General features: G+C 75.8%; 18 protein-coding genes. 8 read left to right on the top strand and 10 right to left on the bottom strand.

Annotated elements, in window-relative coordinates; all coding sequences use genetic code 11:
• Positions 1-68: 68 nt before the first annotated feature.
• Positions 69-494 carry a hypothetical protein gene (locus tag ACI8AA_RS20310; RefSeq protein WP_457046181.1) on the top strand — a complete coding sequence of 142 codons (426 nt, stop codon included), beginning with the start codon at positions 69-71 and terminating at the stop codon, positions 492-494.
• Positions 495-527: 33 nt separating this feature from the next.
• Here ACI8AA_RS20310 and ACI8AA_RS20305 read toward each other — a convergent pair whose 3' ends face one another.
• Both ACI8AA_RS20305 and ACI8AA_RS20300 read right to left on the bottom strand, forming a co-directional pair.
• Positions 528-767, bottom strand: a complete 240-nt coding sequence (locus tag ACI8AA_RS20305; RefSeq protein ID WP_457046180.1) for a hypothetical protein — start codon at positions 765-767, stop codon at positions 528-530.
• Positions 768-1,297: 530 nt separating this feature from the next.
• Positions 1,298-2,251: an ABC transporter permease gene (locus ACI8AA_RS20300; RefSeq protein WP_457046179.1), complete on the bottom strand. Its 954-nt coding sequence runs from the start codon at positions 2,249-2,251 to the stop codon at positions 1,298-1,300.
• A gap of 70 nt (positions 2,252-2,321) precedes the next feature.
• Between ACI8AA_RS20300 and ACI8AA_RS20295 the strand changes: the two genes are divergently transcribed.
• Together ACI8AA_RS20295 and ACI8AA_RS20290 are read left to right on the top strand one after the other, a co-directional pair.
• The gene (locus tag ACI8AA_RS20295) at positions 2,322-3,179 is read left to right on the top strand and encodes an ABC transporter permease (protein WP_457046178.1); all 858 of its coding nucleotides are present in this window, start codon (positions 2,322-2,324) and stop codon (positions 3,177-3,179) included.
• 661 nt (positions 3,180-3,840) lie between these two features.
• Positions 3,841-5,796: an MFS transporter gene (locus ACI8AA_RS20290; protein ID WP_457046177.1), complete on the top strand. Its 1,956-nt coding sequence runs from the start codon at positions 3,841-3,843 to the stop codon at positions 5,794-5,796.
• Between the two features lie 69 nt (positions 5,797-5,865).
• On the opposite strand, the gene ACI8AA_RS20285 is transcribed toward ACI8AA_RS20290, so the two are convergent.
• Both ACI8AA_RS20285 and ACI8AA_RS20280 read right to left on the bottom strand, forming a co-directional pair.
• Positions 5,866-6,513: a LysE family translocator gene (locus tag ACI8AA_RS20285; protein ID WP_457046176.1), complete on the bottom strand. Its 648-nt coding sequence runs from the start codon at positions 6,511-6,513 to the stop codon at positions 5,866-5,868.
• A 127-nt stretch (positions 6,514-6,640) separates the two neighbouring features.
• A complete protein-coding gene (locus ACI8AA_RS20280) occupies positions 6,641-7,243 on the bottom strand; it encodes an antibiotic biosynthesis monooxygenase (RefSeq protein WP_457046175.1) in 603 nt (200 codons plus the stop codon).
• Positions 7,244-7,428: 185 nt separating this feature from the next.
• Here ACI8AA_RS20280 and ACI8AA_RS20275 point away from each other — a divergent pair, with 185 nt between their 5' ends.
• Positions 7,429-8,130: a M50 family metallopeptidase gene (locus ACI8AA_RS20275; protein WP_457046174.1), complete on the top strand. Its 702-nt coding sequence runs from the start codon at positions 7,429-7,431 to the stop codon at positions 8,128-8,130.
• 6 nt (positions 8,131-8,136) lie between these two features.
• Here ACI8AA_RS20275 and ACI8AA_RS20270 read toward each other — a convergent pair whose 3' ends face one another.
• Together ACI8AA_RS20270 and ACI8AA_RS20265 are read right to left on the bottom strand one after the other, a co-directional pair.
• Positions 8,137-10,509, bottom strand: a complete 2,373-nt coding sequence (locus ACI8AA_RS20270; RefSeq protein WP_457046173.1) for a glycoside hydrolase family 65 protein — start codon at positions 10,507-10,509, stop codon at positions 8,137-8,139.
• On the bottom strand, positions 10,506-11,237 hold the full coding sequence (locus ACI8AA_RS20265) for a beta-phosphoglucomutase family hydrolase (protein ID WP_457046172.1): 732 nt from the start codon (positions 11,235-11,237) through the stop codon (positions 10,506-10,508). Before ACI8AA_RS20265 ends, ACI8AA_RS20270 begins: the two co-directional genes overlap by 4 nt.
• 140 nt (positions 11,238-11,377) lie before the next feature.
• Between ACI8AA_RS20265 and ACI8AA_RS20260 the strand changes: the two genes are divergently transcribed.
• On the top strand, positions 11,378-11,923 hold the full coding sequence (locus tag ACI8AA_RS20260; RefSeq protein WP_457046171.1) for a YbhB/YbcL family Raf kinase inhibitor-like protein: 546 nt from the start codon (positions 11,378-11,380) through the stop codon (positions 11,921-11,923).
• Positions 11,924-11,979: 56 nt separating this feature from the next.
• On the opposite strand, the gene ACI8AA_RS20255 is transcribed toward ACI8AA_RS20260, so the two are convergent.
• Complete coding sequence (locus ACI8AA_RS20255) at positions 11,980-12,783, bottom strand: GNAT family N-acetyltransferase (protein ID WP_457046170.1); 804 nt, start codon at positions 12,781-12,783, stop codon at positions 11,980-11,982.
• A 113-nt stretch (positions 12,784-12,896) separates the two neighbouring features.
• Between ACI8AA_RS20255 and coaA the strand changes: the two genes are divergently transcribed.
• Together coaA and ACI8AA_RS20245 are read left to right on the top strand one after the other, a co-directional pair.
• Complete coding sequence (gene coaA, locus ACI8AA_RS20250) at positions 12,897-13,859, top strand: type I pantothenate kinase (RefSeq protein ID WP_457046169.1); 963 nt, start codon at positions 12,897-12,899, stop codon at positions 13,857-13,859.
• Positions 13,860-14,130: 271 nt separating this feature from the next.
• Positions 14,131-14,334 (top strand): DUF5999 family protein, encoded by a 204-nt coding sequence (locus ACI8AA_RS20245; protein ID WP_457046168.1) that lies wholly within the window; start codon positions 14,131-14,133, stop codon positions 14,332-14,334.
• A 73-nt stretch (positions 14,335-14,407) separates the two neighbouring features.
• On the opposite strand, the gene ACI8AA_RS20240 is transcribed toward ACI8AA_RS20245, so the two are convergent.
• Positions 14,408-15,277, bottom strand: coding sequence for a hypothetical protein (locus ACI8AA_RS20240; RefSeq protein ID WP_457046167.1), 870 nt, complete (start codon positions 15,275-15,277; stop codon positions 14,408-14,410).
• Between the two features lie 110 nt (positions 15,278-15,387).
• On the opposite strand from ACI8AA_RS20240, the gene ACI8AA_RS20235 reads away from it, so the two are divergent.
• On the top strand, positions 15,388-16,026 hold the full coding sequence (locus ACI8AA_RS20235) for a DUF5701 family protein (RefSeq protein WP_457046166.1): 639 nt from the start codon (positions 15,388-15,390) through the stop codon (positions 16,024-16,026).
• A 98-nt stretch (positions 16,027-16,124) separates the two neighbouring features.
• On the opposite strand, the gene gcvP is transcribed toward ACI8AA_RS20235, so the two are convergent.
• Positions 16,125-19,112, bottom strand: coding sequence for an aminomethyl-transferring glycine dehydrogenase (gene gcvP, locus ACI8AA_RS20230; protein ID WP_457046165.1), 2,988 nt, complete (start codon positions 19,110-19,112; stop codon positions 16,125-16,127).
• A gap of 134 nt (positions 19,113-19,246) precedes the next feature.
• Positions 19,247-19,822, bottom strand: a complete 576-nt coding sequence (locus tag ACI8AA_RS20225; protein WP_457046164.1) for a MerR family transcriptional regulator — start codon at positions 19,820-19,822, stop codon at positions 19,247-19,249.
• Positions 19,823-20,101 lie beyond the last annotated feature (279 nt).

Genomic DNA, 20,101 nt, shown 5'->3' with positions numbered 1-20,101 from the left:
AGCCCCTTCTCCCGGCGGGTCGGGCGTGTCCGCCGGGACTGTCGGTACCGGCGTCTAGCGTGCCCGGCGTGGGCAAGCAGCACGCCGACCGCGTGGTCGGGACCGACGGGACGGCAGGGAAGGCGGACACGACGGCGGGACGGCAGGGGAGCGGGGCCGAACGGCGCTGCGGGTGGTGCCGGCGGGTGCTGCCCCAGGCGGGGTCGGTCGGCCGCCCGCGGATGTACTGCGGCCAGGCGTGCCGGCAGCGCGCGTACGAGCAGCGCACGGCGGTCGCCAAGGCCGGCCTCTCCGACGACGTCGTCCTCGTGCGCCGCGCCGAGCTCGACGGGCTGCAGGACCGGCTGTTCCAGCTGCGCTGCGCGCTCGAGGACGTCCAGACGCTGCTCGGCGAGCGGCACACCAAGGCCGAGCTCGAGCGGTCGCTGGCCGACCTGGTGCACTCCACGGGCCGGCTCGACAAGCTCTGGGTCTCCGAGCGCGCCGCCGGCTGACCCGGGTGTCCGGGCCGGCCCGTCAGCGCCGGGTCAGTCCGGGTCCTGGGTGTCGTCGTCCTGGTCCTCGGGCGCGTCCTGCTCCGGGTTGCTGTTGTCCGGCAGGTTGTCCTGCGACTCGCCGGCCGGGTCGTTGCCGCCGGTGTTCTCGCTGTCGTCGGTGGTGCCGTCGTTCTGGGTGTCACCGGCCGCGTTGCAGGCGGTGAGCGTCGCGCCCCCTCCGAACAGCGCCAGCGCGGTCATGAGTGCGGCGATCGGGCGTCGGAGTTCCATGTCCTCGACCCTAAGCAGGCACCGGGCGGGCCGCCCGTCGAAGCCGCCCACACCACCGGCATAACGTCACAGTGACGAAATGACAGGGGTGTCGCCGGGTGCGGGCAGGAGGGGATCCCGGCCGGAGCGGGGCCCGGATCGGCCGTCGACGAGCACCCGGGCGATCACCGGGACGTCGGGGGCACGGCCGGGCCGGGACGCACAGGTGGCCGGCCGACGGGTGACCGGGCGGCGACGGGGGTCGCGGAGTCGTGCACGAGGTCCGGGTGGAGGAACCGACGGGGACGCCTGGGTGCGGGCCGACACGACGTCGCGTGCGCAGGCGACCCGCCGCGGCACGACGACACGAGCACGACGACACGAGCACCTTGTCGGCGCACGCGACGACCGGCCGCCGACGGGCGGACCGGACACCTGGACCGAGGCGGCAGTCCGGCGTCCGGACGGCCCCTCTCGAGCTCCTGAACCCATCGCCGATAATGCACATTATGTCAACTAGCGTGGAGAGGGACCCCTCCCCACGCGCCTGATCAGGTCGCCGGACCCAGCCGGACGCGCGGGTCCACCGCCGCCGCGGCGACGTCGGCGACCGCGTTCGCCACGATGACCGCGGCGATGACGACCGTGGTCAGCCCGACCAGCAGCGCCCGGTCGTGCGCCTCGATCGCGCCCAGGATCGCCGCCCCCACGCCGGGCATGCCGAAGACGCCCTCGACCACGATCAGCCCCACGAACAGCTGGCCCAGGTTGGCCGCCACGAACGTCACCACCGGCGTCAGCGCCGGCCGCAGCGCGTGCACGCCGACCACCCGGGACCGCGACAGCCCGCGGCCGCGCGCGGCCTGGACGAACGGCGACCGCAGCGTGTCCCCGACCTCGGCGCGGGTGATGAGCGCGACGTAGCCGGTCGACAGCGCCGCCAGGGCCAGCACGGGCAGGACGTAGGCCGCCGGCTCCCCCGTGCGGCCGTCGAACGGCGCCCAGCCGAGCTCGGAGACGAAGACGAACCGCAGCAGGTAGGCCGCGACGACGACCGGCGTGCCCACCAGCACCGTGGCGACCGCGTAGACGCCCGTGCCCGTCCACCGCCCGCTCGTGGCCAGCGCCCCGGCGACCACGCCCACCACGAGCTGCACGACCACCGCGCCGGCCAGCAGGGCCGCGCTCACCGGCGCGGTCAAAGTGACGACGTCGAGCACGGCCGGCCCGGGCACCACGGCGTCGCCCCGGAGGGAGGGCAGCCCGCGCCCCCAGTCGCCGGTCAGCAGGTCGCGCAGGTAGAGCCCGTACTGGACCGGCAGGGGCTCGTCGAGGCGGTACTCGCTGCGGATGCGGGCGTGGAGCGCCGGGGGCGGCGGCTGGAACCCGAACAGCGCCCGCACCGGGTCCCCGGGGAGTTGCGTCACGGCGACGAACACCAGGGTCACCGCGGCCCACAGGCTGAGCAGCATCTGCCCGGACCGGCGGGCGGCGAACGCGACCACGGGCGACATCGTGGCAGCACGGTGATCATCCCGGTCGACGGCGCGGCACCCGCTCGGTCAGACTCCGCCGGTGCCGTCCTCGTTCCCCGGGCCCCAGGAGGTCCGGCCGGCGGCGGGGCGCTGGAACGCACCACTGGTCGTCGCCGTCGCCGTACTGGGGCTGCTCGCCGCGACGGCGCTGGCGCCCGGCGCCTTCACCGACGCCGACCCCCGCTCCTGCGACCTGGCCGACTCCCTGGTGGCGCCGTCCTGGGACCACCCCTTCGGCTTCGACCTGTTCGGCTGCGACCTGCTCGCCAAGACGGTGCACGGCGCGCGGACGTCGCTGCTGCTCGCCGTCGCCGTCATCGTGCTCAGCGGCCTGCTCGCCGTCGTGCTGGGGACGGTGGCCGGCGCGGCCGGGGGCTGGGCCGACGGCGTCGTCTCGCGGCTGACCGACGTGTGGTCGGGCATCCCGCTGGTGCTCGGCGGCGTCGTCCTGCTCAGCGCGACCGACCGGCGCGGGGTGTGGCAGGTCGTCGCCGTGCTGGCGGTGTTCAGCTGGCCGCCGATGGTGCGCGTCATGCGGGCCGCCACCCGGCAGGTCCTGGCGCTCGAGTACGTCACCGCGGCACGCGCTCTGGGCACCGGGTCGCTGCGGCTGGTCCTCCGGCACGTGCTGCCCGACGCCGTGCGCCCTCTGCTGGTGTTCGCCAGCGCCTACGCGGGCGTGCTGATCTCCGCCGAGGCGGTGCTCACCTTCGCCGGGGTCGGGCTGCAGCGGCCCACCGAGTCCTGGGGCATCCTGCTGCAGCAGGGCGGCGAGGCGGCGTCCCGGGCGCCGCACGCCCTCGTCGCGCCGAGCCTCGTCCTCGTCGTCGCGGTGGCTGCGTTCGTCCTCCTCGGCGAGGGCCTGCGTGCGGCCGGCCGGACGTCCCGCGGGCACTGAGCCCGCTCCCCCGACCCGTGCCGGGGCTACCGGCCCGGTCCCCGGGTGCCACACCGCCCTCCCCCGGCGCGGTGGGAGGCCCGGAGGGACCCCCGGCCGGGGAGCCCCTGTCCTCCAACTGTTTCCTCACGGGTCTTGCCACCGTCTGGGTCGACAAGAAGTTGGGGATAACGGAGCAATGTGCTCCTCGTGGAACGGCGCTTTCGGGTCCGTTCGCGCCGACCCACCCTGGCCGCCGTCGCCGGGCTCGAGCGCCCGGCCGCTGCCCCGTCCAGCCCGGGCGCCGGCGGCGGACAGTCTCGCCCGGCCCCAGCAGCGGGCCCGCGATCCCCGACGGCGTGTCGGCAGCACCGCGGGGTCGACCACCCCGACGCCGGGGCGGCCCGGGCCTCGGGTGCCGGGCGACCACTCCCCCGGCACCCGCCACCCGGAGCCCTCCCGTCGTCGTCGCCGGTTCCCCCAGCCTTCCTTCTCAGCTCGTGAGTTCGGGATAACGGTTCGATGGAAATCGGTCACGGTCCGGTGACGACACCTCCCGGTTCCGTTGACCCCTGCAACAGTCCGCCGCTACGTTCCGCGCCGGTGTGCTCCGCGCCACACCGGCGGCCCGACCGGGCCGTCTCCTCCCCGTGCTCGGCGCTGCGCCGGGAAGGGACCGCACGTGACCGCTACCGACGTCCGACCGAGCGAGACGCCCACGCCACCCGGCGGTGGGGGCCTGCGCCGGATGTGGGACCGCAAGCTCGACCGCTATCCCGACACCGGTCCCCGGTCGCTGTACCTGGGCATCACCGTGCTGGCCACGGTGGTCCTGTACTACGAGCTCTACGTCGGCGGCGCCGTCGCGACGCAGATCATCGCCGAGCTCGGCTACTCGTTCACCGGCTACGTCTTCGTCTCCGTCATCGGCAACCTGGTCGGCGCCTTCGCCTCGCTGTTCGCCGGCCTCGCCGACCGCTGGGGCCGCGCCAACCTCGTCGTCGGCGGCCTGCTCATCACCGGCCTGATCCTCCTGGTCGGCCTGCCGCACGCGCCGGACAAGACCGCCTTCACCGTGCTGTTCGCGGTGCTGAGTTTCGTCGAGGGCGTCGTGCTGGTGGCCACCCCGGCGCTGATCCGCGACTTCTCCCCGCAGGTCGGCCGCGGCGTCGCCATGGGCTTCTGGACCCTCGGCCCGGTGCTGGGCAGCCTCGTGGTCACCACGGTGTCCAGCAACACTCTCGACGACCACCCCGACTGGCGCTGGCAGTTCTACGTCTGCGGCGTCGCCGGCCTGGTCGTCTTCCTCGTCGCGCTGGTCGGGCTGCGCGAGCTCTCCCCCGCCCTGCGCGACCAGCTCATGGTCAGCATGCGCGACCGCGCGCTGGTCGAGGCCCGGGCCCGCGGCCTGGACACCGAGCAGGCGCTGAAGGGCCACTGGCGGCAGATGCTGCGCTTCGACGTCGTCGGGTCGGCCTTCGCCATCAGCATCTTCCTGCTGCTCTACTACATCCTCGTCGGCTTCGCGGTCGTCTACTTCGCCACCGTGTTCGGCTACTCCGAGCAGCGCGCCAACGCGCTGGCCAACTGGTACTGGGTGACCAACGCGATCGCGCTCGTGGTCACCGGCGTGCTCACCGACCGGTTCCGGGTGCGCAAGCCGTTCATGGTCGTCGGGACGCTCGTCGGCCTGGTGGGCTCGGTGCTGTTCGCGCTGTCGGCGACGAAGCCGGAGACCGGCTACTACACGATCGCGGTCTACTTCATCCTGTCCGCGGCCGGCGGCGGCATGGCCTACGTCGCCTGGATGGCCTCCTTCACCGAGACCGTCGAGCGGCACAACCCGGCCGCGACGGCCACCGGCCTGGCCATCTGGGGCTGGCTGCTGCGGATCGTGGTGACGGCGTCGCTGGCGGTCTTCACCCTCGTCGTGCCGGCCACCTCGGTGCTGGTCGACCAGGGGTCGCGGGTCACCGAGATCGTCGAGGCGCACCCGCAGGAGGTCGCCGTCCTGTCGGCCGTGCCGCCGGAGGCGTCCGAGGCGCTCGCCGCCGACCCCACCGACGTCGAGGCGCTGGCCACCGCCCTCGGCGCCGTGGCCACCCAGCAGGGCGCCGACGCCGACGAGGCCGCCGCGGTCTCCACGGCGGTGCGCGACCGGGCGCCCCAGCTGGCCGCCGCCCAGGCGGTCGACCCGGCCACGCTGGCCGCGCTGCAGGAGGACCCGGCCGACGCCGCGGCCGGTGCCGCCGCCGTCGGGCAGATCGCGCAGGCCCTCGGCGTCGACGCCGGCACCGCCACGCAGCTGCTGGTCAGCCTCGGCGACCCGGCGGTGCAGGCCGACCTCGCGCTGGTGCAGCGCTACGCGACGGTGCTCACCGACGCGAACGCCGCGATCCCCGCCGACGACCTCGCCTACCTCGCGGCCCACGGCGACGAGGTCGCCACGGCCGCCGAGGAGAACCCGCACCAGTGGCAGCGCTGGTGGTGGGTGTGCGTCGCCGGGCAGGTGCTGTTCCTGCCGTTCGTCTTCGTGATGGCCGGCCGGTGGAGCCCGCGCCGGGCGCGCCAGGACGAGCAGGCGCACGAGGAGATGGTGGCCCGGGAGCTGGCGGCGCTGCAGCGCACGGACGCCTGACCACCGCCGCACGACGGGCCGGGGAGCGCACGCTCCCCGGCCCGTCCGCGTTCCCGGCCCGTCGGGCTCTCAGCGGGAGGCGGCCGCCACCCGCACGCCCAGGCCCACGAGCACCGCGCCGGAGGTCGCGTCGAGGCCGCGGCGCACCCGGGGACGCCGGAACCAGCCGCCGGCCCGGCCGACGGCGGCCGCCAGCCCCAGGTACAGCGCCGTCTCGACGGCGACCTGCAGCAGCCCCAGCAGCGCCGCGGTCGGCAGCGGAGAGCTGCCGGCCGGGACGAACTGCGGGTAGAAGGCGATCATGAAGACGGCCAGCTTCGGGTTGGCCAGCTGCACGAGCAGCCCCTCGGCGAACGCGCCGGGCCACCGCCGGCGCACCGGCCCCACCGCGGTGCCGGGCTCCGGCCCCGGACCGCCGCGCAGCGCCCGCCACAGCGCCCGGCCGCCCAGCCACAGCAGCACCGCCGCCCCGACGGCCCGCAGGACGAGGAAGCCGGCCTCCGAGGCGGCGACCGCGGCCGCGACCCCCGCGCCGGCCAGCAGCGCCCAGACGAACAACCCGGCCTCGAGCCCCAGCACCGTCGGCACCGCGGCGACCGTCCCGCGCAGGGCCGCCCGGCGCACGATGAGTGCGACCGCCGGCCCCGGGGTCGCGGCGATCAGCAGCACCGCGCCCAGGAAGGCGGGCAGCGCGAGCAGCAGCGCCGGGAGGTCCACCCGACCAGCGTGGCAGGGGTCCCTCCCGGCGTCGCCGGCTTTTCCCTCTCCCGTCGTACCCAGCCGTATGGGGCGCGGTTAGTTGGGGATAACGGTCGAAGGCGGGACGGGACGGGTCCCGGGCCGCTCAGCGACGGCGGTCGCGCCAGGAGCGGCCGTGCAGCCACCACTCGAGCCGGCGGGTGATCCACGGCAGCAGCAGGTAGGTCATCACCGGGGTGAGCGCCAGCGTCACGACCAGCACCCGCAGCGCCACGGGCACGGCGGCCAGCAGCGCCCCGAGGGTCACCGTGGCCAGCAGGTTGAGCGGGTAGAAGACCAGCCAGATCGTCGTCGCCTGCTTCCACCGCGGCGGCGCCGGCGGCCCGGCCGGGGTGGCGACCTCGGCGCTCACCGGCTGGTCGAACCAGCCCTCGATGCCGGTGCGGCGCTCGGTGCGGGTCACCTCGGCCAGCCCCTCCGCCGAGCGCAGCCACCAGGCGCGCTCCGCCGAGACCTCCCAGGCGTCGAGCGCCTCCTGGTCGGCGAAGCGGCAGAGCATGTGCCACTCGTCCGAGCCGCCGCGCGGGCGCACCCATCCAGCCCCGAGGAAGCCCGGGAAGGACTCGGCCATCGCCAGGCCGGCCCGGATCCACGCCGTCATCTCCCGGGTGTGCGCCGGATCGGCCCGGCGGGTGAAGGAGACGGTGACCGGGAGGCGTGCGGCGGCGACCGGGAGCGACGTCGTCATACCGCCAGGATCGGCGACCACCCGGGGGGCGCGCAGGCCGCGGGGACGTGATCTGCCCCGCCCTCGCCGCCCCCCTCCCCCGCCGGGCCGCCGTCCGGTACGCCCGAGGAGTGGGGGATAACGGACGACACGTCGGTCCGTCGGCCTCCGGGCTCCTCCCGGGTCCGTGCGGTTGACTCGCCGGGATGGACGCCGTCGACCGCCTGTGGACCCGCGTGACGGCCGAGGCGCCCCTCCCGCCCACCGTCCTGGCCGGGGCCGCCGCCGTCGCGCTGCTCGTCGTGGCCGCCCCCGCGCTGTGGCGGCCGGCGCGGACCGTGGTGACCATCGCCCACGAGGGCGCGCACGGCCTGGCCGCGCTGGCCACCGGCCGCCGGCTGGCCGGCATCCGGCTGCACTCGGACACCTCGGGGCTCACCGTCTCCCGCGGCCGGCCCACCGGCGCCGGGATGGTGCTCACCTGCGCGGCCGGCTACGTCGGGCCGGGCCTGTTCGGGCTGGGCGCCGCGGCGCTGCTGGCGGCCGGGCACGCCGTCGGGGTGCTGTGGGCGCTGCTGGCCCTGCTCGCGCTCCTGCTGCTGCAGATCCGCAACCTCTACGGCCTGTGGGCGGTGCTGGTCACCGGCGCGGGCCTGGTCGCCGTCACCGCGTGGCTGCCGCCGGCCGGACAGGCCGCCGTCGCCGCGGCGGTCACCTGGTTCCTGCTGCTGGCCGCGCCGCGCACCGTGCTCGAGCTGCAGGGCGCGCGCCGGCGGCGGGCCGCGCCGGACTCCGACGCCGACCAGCTGGCCCGGCTCACCCGGCTGCCCGCGCTGCTGTGGGTGGGCGTGTTCCTGCTGGTCGACCTCGCCGCGCTCGGCCTCGCCGCCCGGTGGCTGCTCCTCTGACCCCGCTCAGGACGAGTACGGGCTGCGCCGCCGCGGCTCGGCGCCGTGCGGCTGGGTGACCTTCCCGGTGTCCGGCGCCGGCGGGACGTCGACCACCAGGTCCTCGTGGTCCACGGTCACCCGGCGGCCGTGGTGGTGCACGTCGAGCGGGTCGCCGTCGAGCAGCCGGTAGGTGGCCTGCTCCCGGGTCACGGTGACCTGCAGGACGCGGCCCTGGTAGGCCAGCCGGAAGCGCAGCCGGGTGATCCGCTCGGGTAGCCGCGGCGCGAACAGCAGGTGCCCGTCGTGGTCGCGCATCCCGCCGAACCCGGCGACGGCGACCGTCCAGCCGCCGGCCATCGAGGCGATGTGCAGCCCGTGCCCGGAGTTGCCGTGCAGGTTCTGCAGGTCGGTGAGCGCGGCCTCGGCCCAGTAGTCGTAGGCCAGCTCCAGGTGCCCGGTCTCGGCGGCCACCACGGCCTGCTGCGCCGCCGACAGCGAGGAGTCCCGCACCGTGCGGGCCTCGTAGTAGGCGAAGTCGGCGACCTTCTCCTCGAAGGTGAACGCGTCCCCGCGCAGGTGCAGGGCCATCACCAGGTCGGCCTGCTTGACCACCTGCTTGCGGTAGATGTCGAAGTACGGGTAGTGCAGCAGCAGCGGGTAGCACTCCCGCGGGGTGTTCGCGAAGTCCCACTCCTCGTGGTGGGTGAACGCGTCGGACTGCATGTGCACGCCCAGCCGGGTGTCGTAGGGCACGGCCATCAGCCGCGCCGCCCGCCGCCAGGTCTCCACCTCGTCCTCGGTGACCTCCAGCCGGCCGGCGACGTCGGGCTGCCGGTCGGCCGCCACGGCCGCCTCGCGCAGGTTCCGCTGGGCCATCAGGTTCGTGTAGACGTTGTTGTCCACCACGGCCGTGTACTCGTCGGGGCCGGTGACGCCGTCGATGCGGAAGCCGTGCTCCTCGTCGAAGTGGCCCAGCGACGCCCACAGCCGGGCGGTCTCGATGAGCAGCTCCGCGCCGAAGTCGCGGTCGAACTCCTCGTCCTCGGTGGCGTGCAGGTACCGGACGACGGCGTCGGCGATGTCGGCGTTGATGTGGAAGGCCGCCGTCCCCGCCGGCCAGTACCCGGAGGTCTCCTCGCCGCGGATGGTCCGCCACGGGAAGGCCGCGCCGTGCAGGCCGAGCACGCGGGCCCGCGCCCGTGCCTTGTCCAGCGTCGAGTACCGCCAGTGCAGCGCGTCGCGGGCGGCGTGCGGGGCGATGTAGGTGAGCGCCGGCAGCACGTAGGTCTCGGTGTCCCAGAAGGTGTGCCCGTCGTAGCCGGGGCCGGTCAGCCCCTTGGCCGGGATGGGCTGCCGCTCGGCGCGCAGGCCGGCCTGCAGCAGGTGGAAGACCCCGACCCGGACGGCCTGCTGCAGCTCGTCGTCGCCGTCGATCTCGACGTCGGCGCCGGCCCAGAACTCGTCGAGGACCTGCCGCTGCTCGTCGGCCAGCCGGGCGAAGCCGGCCAGCTTGGCGGTGGCCAGCGCGCCCTCCACCTGGTCGCGCAGCGCCGCCGCCGACCGCCGCGACGACCAGCCGTAGGCGAGGAACTTGACCAGCTTCACGCCCGACCCGTGGCCGGGCAGCCGCGCGGCCAGCGTGTAGCGGGCGAGGTCCTCGCCGGCCTCCATGTCCTCGGTGGCGGTGTCGGGCACGTCGACGACGTGGTCCATCCCCGCGGCCATCCGCAGGTGGCTGCGCCGGGTGCGGTGCACCATGACGGCGCGCCGCCCCCGGGCGACGCTGAACTCGTTGGCCAGCGGCCGGCGCAGCGCCGCCGCCGCGCGCGGGTCGTCGCCCTCGCTGCCGCTGTCGACCGGCTCGTTGGCCAGCAGGTCCGACTGCAGGGCGATGTAGAGGTCGCCCCGGTCGTCGGTGCACTCGACCTGGTACTCGATGGCGGCGATCGAGCGGCGGCGCAGCGACACCAGGCGGGTGCTGGTCACCCGCACCGTGCGGCCGTTGGGCGAGCGCCACTCGGTGACCCGGCGCAGCACGCCGCGGCGCAGGTCCAGGGTCCGGCGGTGCTCCACGATCTCGCCGTAGTCCAGGTCCAGCGGGGTGTCGCCGACCAGCAGCCGGACCAGCTTGCCGTCGGTCACGTTGACGACGGTCTGCCCCTGCTCGGGGAAGCCGTAGCCGGCCTCGGCGTAGGGCAGCGGCCGCTCCTCGAAGAAGCCGTTGAGGTAGGTGCCGGGGACGACGACCGGCTCCCCCTCCTCGAACGAGCCGCGCAGGCCGACGTGCCCGTTGGCGAGCGCGAACACCGACTCGTGCACGCCCAGCGACGAGTGGTCCAGGCCGATCTCGGTCAGCGACCACGGCTCGACCGGGAAGGTCGCTCTCCCCTCCGTCACGTGCGGTCCTCCAGCAGCTGGTCGAGGTCGGTCACGACGACGTCGGCGCCGTTCTCCTTCAGCGCGCCGGCCTGCCCGACCCGGTCCACGCCGACGACGAACCCGAAGTGCCCCGCCCGCCCGGCCGCGACACCGGCCAGCGCGTCCTCGAACACCGCGGCGGCCGCGGGCTCGACCCCGAGGGCGCGGGCGCCGGCCAGGAAGGTGTCGGGGGCGGGTTTGCCGCGCAGCCCCTCCCGCGCGGTCACCACGCCGTCGACGCGGGCGTCGATGAGGTCGGCGAAGCCGCCGGCGGCGATGACCTGCTCGCCGTTGGCCGAGGCGGTGACCACCGCGGTGCCCAGGCCCGCGTCCTTGACCGCGCGCAGGTACGCCATCGACCCGGGGTAGACCTCGACGCCGTGCTCCTCGAGCTCGGTGAGCAGCAGCTCGTTCTTGCGCCGGCCGACGCCGTGCACGGTCTGCGCGTCCGGCGGGTCCTGCGGCGAGCCCTCGGGCAGCGTGATGCCGCGGCTGGCGAGGAAGTCGCGGACGCCGTCGGCACGTGGCTTGCCGTCGACGTAGCGGTTGTAGTCGAGCTGGGTGAACTCCGGCGCCTGCGGCTCCCGGCCGCGGAGGAACTCGTCGAAGGTCCGCTTCCAGGCGGCCATGTGCACGGTGGCGGTGCGGGTGAGCACGCCGTCCATGTCGAAGAGGCACACGCGGATGCCGTCGGGGAGTCCGAGCACGCTGCGGACGCTACCCACGCCCGCCCCCGGCGACCCGTCGGGACCACGCGCGGGATCCGGGGCGCGCGGCGGGGACCGGCTGCCTAGGGTCGGCGCCGGGACGGCACCGGCCGCCCCGCACGCCCGATGGGAGGACCCCGATGCCCGACCGGCCCCAGCCGCCCAGCCCCTACGACTTCCTGCCGCCCGTCCCGTCGTTCACCGTCACCAGCACCGACGTCACCGACGGCGAGGTGCTGCCGGCGCACTGCGTCAGCGGCGTCATGGGCGCCGGCGGCGAGGACCGCTCCCCGCAGCTGTCCTGGTCGGGCTTCCCCGAGGAGACCAAGGGGTTCGCGGTCACCGTCTACGACCCCGACGCGCCCACCGCCTCCGGCTTCTGGCACTGGATCGTCACCGGCATCCCCGCCGACGTCACCGAGCTGCCCGCCGGCGCCGGCACCCGGGACGGCGCGGGCCTGCCCGCGGGCGCCCGCCAGCTGCGCAACGACGCCGGCTTCCCCGGCTACGTCGGCGCCGCGCCCCCGGCCGGCCACGGCCGGCACCGCTACTTCACCGTGGTGCACGCCCTCGACGTCGAGGACATGGGCGTGCCCGACGACGCCAGCCCCGCCTTCCACGGCTTCAACCTCTTCGGCCACACGCTGGCCCGCGCCGTCCTGGTGCCCGTGTACGTCCAGGACTGACCTCCCGCGGGGGCGCCCGGGGCCCGACCGAGCCGCCCCGGGCGCCCCGCGGCGGCTCAGGCCGGCGGGCGGGCGGCGACGCCGGTCGAGCCGAGCCAGGCGAAGCCGACCCGCTCGTACACCCGGGCGACGTCGTCGTCCCCGGCGGTGAGGAACACCAGCTCCGCGGTCTCCCGGGCCTGGGTGACCAGCGCCGAGGCCAGCGCCGCGCCGACCCCGCGGCCGCGGCGGCGCGGCGAGCTGGCCACCCCGACCACCTCGCTGATCTCGGCGCCGTCGACGTCGACCGGCTGGTGCGAGCCGACGGCGACCGGCTCACCGTCCTCGACGGCGACCATCACCACGGTGCGCCCGCTGGCCACCCGCTCGCGCAGGACGGCGGTGCGCGCCTCGTCCGGCGGGCCGGTGTCCTCCGGCACCCCCGCGCCGCCCTCCGCGTGCGGGGCGAAGCCGCTCTCCAGCAGGTGCTGGTAGTGCGGCAGCCGCGGGTCCTCGCCGCCGACCAGGTACAGCCGCACCCCGTGCGGGAGCAGCAGCTCGACCGGCTCGTCGGCGACCAAGAGCGGGAACTCGGTGACCAGCAGCCCGGCCTCGCGGGCCGCGGCGCCCAGCGTCGGCGTCCGCTCCACCACCCACTCGACGGCGGCCGGCAGCCCCGCCTCCTCCTGCAGCGCCACCGCGGCGCGGACGTCGTCGGCGGTCACCCGGCGGGTGCCCGGGCGCGGGCGGGCCGGGAACGGCCAGGCGGGCGGGCCGATCGGGACGTCGAGCGGGCCGGCGGCGACCGGCGGGGCGTCGGGCAGCGACGCGGCGGCGGCGTACTGCTCGACGCGGTCGAGCAGTACGGGACGCGTCGGCACACCGGCACCCTAGACGCGGGCGCCTGCGACGGCGCCGGCCGAGCCCGGCCGGGGCCGGTTCCCCACCCCCGCGGGTGACCCGGCGGCGAAGGGCCGCGGACCCGGGCGGCACGATGGGAGCCGTGACGGCCGGCACCCGCCCCTCGATCTCGCCCTACGCGGCGTTCGACCGCGATGCGTGGCGGTCGCTCGCCGCCACCCGCACGCTGCCGCTGGACGAGGCCGACCTGCGCGCGCTGCGCAGCCTGGGCGACCGCATCGACCTCGACGAGGTCGCCACCGTCTACCTGCCGCTGGCCGAGCTGCTCAACCTGCACGTCACCGCCAGCCAGCGGCTGTGGGCGGCGCGCAACCGGTTCCTCGGCGACACCACCGCCAAGGTCCCCTACGTCATCGCGGTCGCCGGCAGCGTCGCCGTCGGCAAGAGCACCACCGCCCGGCTGCTGCAGACCCTGCTGGCCGCGGCCCCCGGCTCCCCGCGGGTGGACCTGGTGACCACCGACGGCTTCCTGTGGCCCAACTCCGTCCTCGAGGCCCGCGGCCTCATGGCCCGCAAGGGCTTCCCCGAGAGCTACGACCGGCGCGCGCTCATCCGCTTCCTGTCCGACGTGAAGTCCGGTCGCGGCGAAGTCAGCGCGCCGGTCTACTCCCACCAGTCCTACGACGTGCTGCCCGGCCGGCGGCAGGTGGTCGACCGGCCCGACGTCCTGGTGCTCGAGGGGCTCAACGTGCTGCAGGCCGGCCGCCGCGACGACGGCCGGCTGCCCGAGGTGTTCCTCTCGGACTTCTTCGACTTCTCCGTCTACGTCGACGCCGCCGAGGCCGACATCCAGCAGTGGTACGTCGAGCGGTTCCTCGCCCTGCGGCGCACCGCCTTCGCCGACACCTCCGCCTACTTCCACCGCTACGCCGACCTCAGCGACGACGACGCCCGCGCCACCGCGCTGTCGATCTGGGCCGCGGTCAACGGCCCCAACCTGCGGCAGAACATCGCGCCCACCCGCTCCCGCGCCCGGCTGGTGCTGCAGAAGGCGGCCGACCACTCGGTGCGCCGGGTGCTGCTGCGCAAGCTCTGACCCCCTCCCCTCGCCGCCGTCTTCCCCCGGCTGCTCCCTCCGGCGGCTGAGTTGGGGATAACGGTCACAAGGGGTCGGGCGGCGGGCATGGTGCGCCGCCCGGCGCCGGTGCCGCCATGGCGAGGACTGACGACCCGATCGGGTCAGGTGGTGAGGTTCGTCACCGGACACCACCTCCGGGGCGGCGCACACTCGGAGGCGTCCTGTCACCGGACACTCACCGTCAGTGATGGCGGTGGTCCCGCCGCCGGCCCTATCCGGAGTCCTCCTGATGTGCGTACACCCCACCCCCTGCCCCGACGCCAGCACCGACGCGCGTGACCTCGCGGTCGTCGTGAGCAGCCACCCGGAGCAGGGCTGGAGCCTGCTGTGCAACGGCGTCGTCCTCTTCGACGACGACGGCGAGCTGCTCCCCGACGGCCGCGCCGTCGCCGACCACCACCAGTGGCGGACCGCCGGGCTCGTCCCCGCCTAGGGCGCCCCGCACGCGACCGGGCGCCCGTCCCCTCCGGTGAGGGGACGGGCGCCCGGTCGTCCATCCGGGGGACTCAGCCGAAGGCGGCCGCCCCGGCGTCGCCGAACAGGCCGGCGAAGGCCGCGGCGTCGGGCGCGGGGTCCCCGGGCCCGGCGGTCTGGGTGAGGAACAGCCCGCGCGACCCCTCCACGGCGACGCCGACCAGCATGGTGACCGTGTCGCCCCAGCCCTCGACCGTGACCTGCAGGCCGGCGCTCCCGCCGCCGACCGCGGGCAGGTCCAGCGGCGCCAGCTGCGCGGTGGCGTCCCAGCCGAACGGCGCGGTGACCGTCACCGACGAGCAGGCGCCCAGCAGCTGGTCGACCGGCAGCGTCAGCCCCGCGAGCTCCGGCGACTCGGCCACCACCTGGTAGGTGTGCACGTCGCCGCTGCGGGCGGCCTGCGCGGCGACGACCGGGTCGGCGGCGTCCTCGGCGGGCTCCGGCAGCGCCTCCAGCACGTCGGCGCACGCGGCCGGCTCCACGCTCACCCCGTCGGGCAGGCCGTCGTGCTCGCCGTCGTCGTCATGGTCGTGCCAGCCACCCCAGCCCCAGCCCCAGCCGCCCCAGCCGCCGTGCCACCCGCCGTGCCACCAGTCGTCGTCGCCGTCGTGGTCGGGGTCGTCGAGCCGGACGACGGACGCGTCGGGGCCGAACGCCTCGGCGGGCAGCAGCCGGTCGCCCAGGTCACCGGCGGCCGGCGTCTCCGCGGGGGTGCCGGGGTCCTCCGCCGGCGCGGGACTCGGGGTGGGGGCCGGGGCCTCCTCGGTGGCCGCCGCCGGGCTCACGTCCCCGGGACCGGCCGCCTCCTCCCCGCCCTCCCCGCACGCGGCGAGCAGCGCCGCCCCCGCGGCCAGCACCGCCGCGCACGCCGTCCGCCGCACCCGTCCCGCCCTCACCGCCATGGGGTGATCGTCCACCCGGGCGGGGAGCGGCGTCGACGGGCCAGAGGTCGGAACCGGACCACGCCCAGGGGCGTTGGTCCGCCGTCCGTCCCCGTCGCCGGAGGTGCCCCGTGCCGACTCCCCTGCTGTCCCTCCCCGCCCCCGCCGAGCAGGCCGAGCGGCTGGTCGCCGCCGGCGCCCACGAGCGCGCGGGCCTGTCGGCGACGGAGCTGCGCGCGCGGGCGGCGGGCGTCCCGGACGACGGGCTGCTCGTCCTCGCGCCGTCCCTGCTGCCGGCCACCGCCCTGGTGGAGCTGGTGTCCTGGCGGGACCGGCCGGTGTTCGTGGTCGTGGACATGACCGACCTCGACGCCTTCGCCCCGCTGGACGACGCCGCCCCGCCCGCCGGCGTCTACGCCCTCTCCGCCCCCGAGCGCGGCGACGCGTACCGCAGCTGCACGCCCGACGAGTCGCTGCCCCGCATCCGCGCCGCCGGCCGGACGCCGCTGACGGTGACCGAGGGCCTCACCTGGCTGCTGCAGCGCCCGGACCTGCTGGAGCGCAACGCCTGCACGATGACCGTCGGCTCCCGGCTGCGGCGGGCGAACGGGTCGCTGGACGCCCGCACCCCGGCGCTGTGGATCAGCAACGGCACCGGCCGCGACGGCCCCGGACGCCGGGGCACCGCGAAGGTCGGCTGGTGCTGGGCGGGCAACCGGCACACCTGGCTCGGCATCGCCTCCGCCGCCGGGCGGACGCCGCTCCCCTGACGCGGCTGCCCTGGCGCGACTGTCCGGGACGCAACGAGATCAGCGGTGTCGTGGCCGTCAGCGGCTGATGGCCACGACACCGCCGGTCTCGTGCGGGATCACGCCTGGGCGCCCACCACGTCGGCGGTGGTGCCGAGGTCGTCCGGGGCGCCCTCGCCGCGGTCGGGCACGTGCGTCCGCGGCGCGTGCGCGGGCTCCGGCTCGGCGAACGCCTCCGGCGGCGGGCAGGAGCAGACCAGGTTGCGGTCGCCGAAGGCCTGGTCGATCCGGCGCACCGGCGACAGGTAGCCGCGGGTGACCAGCGAGGGCACCGGGAACACCGCGGCGCTGCGCGGGTAGGGCCGGTCCCAGTCGCCGGCGAGCATCTTCAGCGTGTGCGGGGCGTTGCGCAGCGGGTTGTCCGCCCTGTCGTACTCCCCCGACGCCACCTGCTCGATCTCGCCGCGGATGGTCACCATCGCCTCGACGAACCGGTCGAGCTCGGCCTTGTCCTCGCTCTCGGTGGGCTCGACCATCAGCGTGCCCGCGACCGGGAAGCTCATCGTCGGCGCGTGGAAGCCGAAGTCGACCAGCCGCTTGGCGATGTCGTCGTTGGTGATCCCGGTGGCCCGGGTCAGCGGCCGGATGTCGAGGATGCACTCGTGGGCGACCAGCCCGCCGGCGCCGGTGTAGAGCACCGGGAAGTGCTCGCGCAGCCGGGCGGCGAGGTAGTTGGCGCCCAGCACCGCGTGCTCGGTGGCCCGCCGCAGCCCGTCGGGGCCCATCAGCCGCAGGTAGGCCCACGAGATCGGCAGGATCCCGGCCGACCCCCACGGCGCGGCCGACACGGCCGGGCCGGAGCCGCCGGTGTCGGCCAGCGGGTGGCCCGGCAGGAACGGCACCAGGTGCTCCCGGACGCCGATCGGGCCGACGCCGGGCCCGCCGCCGCCGTGCGGGATGCAGAAGGTCTTGTGGAGGTTGAGGTGGCTGACGTCGGAGCCGAACCGGCCCGGCCGCGCCAACCCGACCATCGCGTTGAGGTTGGCGCCGTCGACGTACACCTGCCCGCCGGCGTCGTGCACCGCGGCGCAGATCTCGCGCACCTCGGTCTCGAACACCCCGTGCGTCGACGGGTAGGTGATCATGATCGCGGCCAGCCGCTCGGCGTGCTGGTCGATCCTGGCCCGCAGGTCGGCGACGTCGACGTTGCCCGCCTCGTCGCAGGCCACCACCACGACGCGCATCCCGGCCATGACCGCGCTGGCGGCGTTGGTGCCGTGCGCCGAGGACGGGATGAGACACACGTCGCGGTGCGACTCGCCGCGGGAGGCGTGGTAGCCGCGGATCGCCAGCAGCCCGGCGAACTCGCCCTGCGAGCCGGCGTTGGGCTGCACGCTCACCGCGGCGTACCCGGTGATCTCGGCCAGCCACGTGCACAGCTCGTCGATCAGCCGCCGGTAGCCGCGGGCCCGCTCGGCCGGGGCGAAGGGGTGCAGCCCGGCGAACTCCGGCCAGGTGATCGCGGCCATCTCGACGGCGGAGTTCAGCTTCATCGTGCACGAGCCCAGCGGGATCATCGTGCGGTCCAGCGCCAGGTCCTTGTCCGACAGCGAGCGCAGGTAGCGCATCACCGCCGTCTCCGAGCGGTGCGCGGAGAAGACCGGGTGGGTGAGGAACGGCGTGCGCCGGCGCAGGGCGGCGGGCAGCGCGTCCGGACCGTCGTCGTCCAGGGCGGACTCGTCCGCGGCGACGCCGAACGCCTCGGCCACCTGGCGCAGCACAGCGGGCGTCGTCGTCTCGTCGCAGGCGACGGCGACGGTGTCGGCGTCCACCCGGCGCAGGTCGATCCGCCGGGCCGCGGCCGCGGCGACCACCTCGTCGGCCCGGCCGGGCACCCGGGCCTGCACGGTGTCGAAGAACGACTCGTGCACGACGTCGACGCCGCCGGCGCGCAGCCACCCGGCCAGCGCCAGCGCGCTGCGGTGCACCCGGGCGGCGATCGCGGTCAGCCCCTCGGGCCCGTGGTAGACGGCGTAGGCGCCGGCCATGACGGCGAGCAGCACCTGCGCGGTGCAGATGTTGCTGGTCGCCTTCTCCCGGCGGATGTGCTGCTCGCGGGTCTGCAGCGCCAGCCGGTAGGCGACGTCGCCGTCGGCGTCGACCGACACCCCGACCAGCCGGCCGGGCAGCTGCCGGGCCAGGCCCTCGCGCACCGACAGGTAGCCGGCGTGCGGGCCGCCGTAGCCCAGCGGGACGCCGAAGCGCTGGGTGCTGCCGCAGGCGACGTCGGCGCCCCACGCGCCCGGCGCCTCGAGCAGGGTGAGCGCCAGGACGTCGGCGGCGACGACGACCGCCGCGCCGGCGGCGTGCGCGGCGTCGGCGAGCGCCCGGTGGTCGCGGACCGCGCCGCTGGCGCCCGGGTAGGACACCAGCACGCCGAACGCGCCGGCCTCGGGCAGGTCGGCCGGCCAGCCGGCGGACAGGTCGGCCACGTGCAGCCGGATGCGCAGCGGCTCGGCGCGGGTCTCGAGCACCGCGAGGGTCTGCGGCAGCGTGTCGGCGTCGACGACGAACACCGCGTCGGGCTTCGCGCGCCCGGCACGGCGGACCAGCGTCATCGCCTCGGCCGCGGCGGTGGCCTCGTCCAGCATCGAGGCGCCGGCGACCGGCAGGCCGGTGAGGTCGGCGACCATCGTCTGGAAGTTCAGCAGCGCCTCGAGCCGGCCCTGGCTGATCTCGGGCTGGTACGGCGTGTAGGCGGTGTACCAGGCCGGGTTCTCCAGCACGTTGCGCTGGATGACCGCCGGGGTGACCGTGCCGGAGTAGCCCAGCCCGATCATCGGGACGGTGACCTGGTTGGCCGCGGCCCGCTCGCGCAGCTCGGCGAGCACGGTGGCCTCGTCGGCGGCCGGGGGCAGCGAGAGCTCGTCGCGGTCGCGCACCGCCTCGGGGACGGTGGCGTCGACCAGCGACTGCAGCGAGTCGTGGCCGACGGCCTCGAGCATCGCGGCGGTCTCGTCCGCCCGAGGGCCGATGTGCCGGCCGGCGAAGGAGCCCGCGGGGCTCAGGGAGCGCAACGAGGGGAGGGAGTGAGCAGCGTCCGCCACTGCCACGACGCTACCAGCGCCTCCCGCGTGCGAACGGCGGACTGCGCACGGCCGCCGGGCGGGCCGGGTCCCCCGGACGCGCGGGAGGGGCGTCCCGCACTGCGCGGGACGCCCCTCCCGGACGTGCGGGTCGGCTACGCGGTCTGCGCGCGGCGCCGCCGGCGCAGGGACAGCTCGTCGTCGGCCGCGTGCAGCGGCGCGCCGTCCAGCCGCTCGGCGGGCAGCTCGGCCAGCTCACCGGACAGCTCGCGCAGCGCGCCGGACACCGCGATGCCGAAGACGCCCTGCCCGCCGGCGAGCAGGTCGACGACCTCCTCGGCCGAGGTGCACTCGTAGACCGTCGCCCCGTCGGAGAACAGCGTGACGTTGGCGAGGTCCTTGATCCCGCGGTTGCGCAGGTGGTCGACGGCCTTGCGGATGTTCTGCAGCGACACCCCCGTGTCGAGCAGCCGCTTGACCACCTTCAGCACCAGGATGTCGCGGAACGAGTACAGCCGCTGTGTCCCCGACCCGGTGGCGCTGCGCACCGAGGGGGCGACCAGACCGGTACGGGCCCAGTAGTCCAGCTGGCGGTAGGTGATCCCGGCTGCGGCACACGCCGTCGGGCCGCGGTACCCGACGAGGTCGGTGTCGACCTCGTCGTAGTCCGTCACCCCCACGGCGGCGTCGCTGAAGAGCTGACCCTGGGAGCCCTCGCTCTGGTCGCTCACGTCAGCGTCCTCCTTCGAGTCCCGCCACGGGCGCGGCGGAGCGTCCCGGAGTGCTCTCGCTTCCCCACGAGTCACACCGGTGTTGTCCGCGACCGTAAGCCGGGCCCCCAGGGCGGTCAACTGACGCGGGCGGCGTGTCGCCCCACTCACCCCGAGAGAGTGGTATCGGCACCTCCGCGCGCGACTCCAGCGTTCTGTGACTGGTGTGACGAGGGAGACGCCCGGGGTCCCACCCGTCCCGTGCGTACACGCACGGCAGCGGGACGCCGGCCGGCCGGC

The sequence above is a fragment of the Geodermatophilus sp. SYSU D01180 genome (assembly GCF_054050415.1).
Note: the sequence above shows the minus strand (reverse complement) of the source record. Positions and strands in the feature narration are given on the sequence as shown.

Coding starts and splice junctions, on each gene's coding strand:
- ACI8AA_RS20305 (WP_457046180.1), bottom strand. CDS start 767: ATGGAACTCCGACGCCCGATCGCCGCACTCATGACCGCGCTGGCGCTG.
- ACI8AA_RS20280 (WP_457046175.1), bottom strand. CDS start 7,243: ATGACGACGTCGCTCCCGGTCGCCGCCGCACGCCTCCCGGTCACCGTC.
- ACI8AA_RS20275 (WP_457046174.1), top strand. CDS start 7,429: ATGGACGCCGTCGACCGCCTGTGGACCCGCGTGACGGCCGAGGCGCCC.
- ACI8AA_RS20260 (WP_457046171.1), top strand. CDS start 11,378: ATGCCCGACCGGCCCCAGCCGCCCAGCCCCTACGACTTCCTGCCGCCC.
- coaA (WP_457046169.1), top strand. CDS start 12,897: ATGGGAGCCGTGACGGCCGGCACCCGCCCCTCGATCTCGCCCTACGCG.
- ACI8AA_RS20245 (WP_457046168.1), top strand. CDS start 14,131: ATGTGCGTACACCCCACCCCCTGCCCCGACGCCAGCACCGACGCGCGT.
- ACI8AA_RS20240 (WP_457046167.1), bottom strand. CDS start 15,277: ATGGCGGTGAGGGCGGGACGGGTGCGGCGGACGGCGTGCGCGGCGGTG.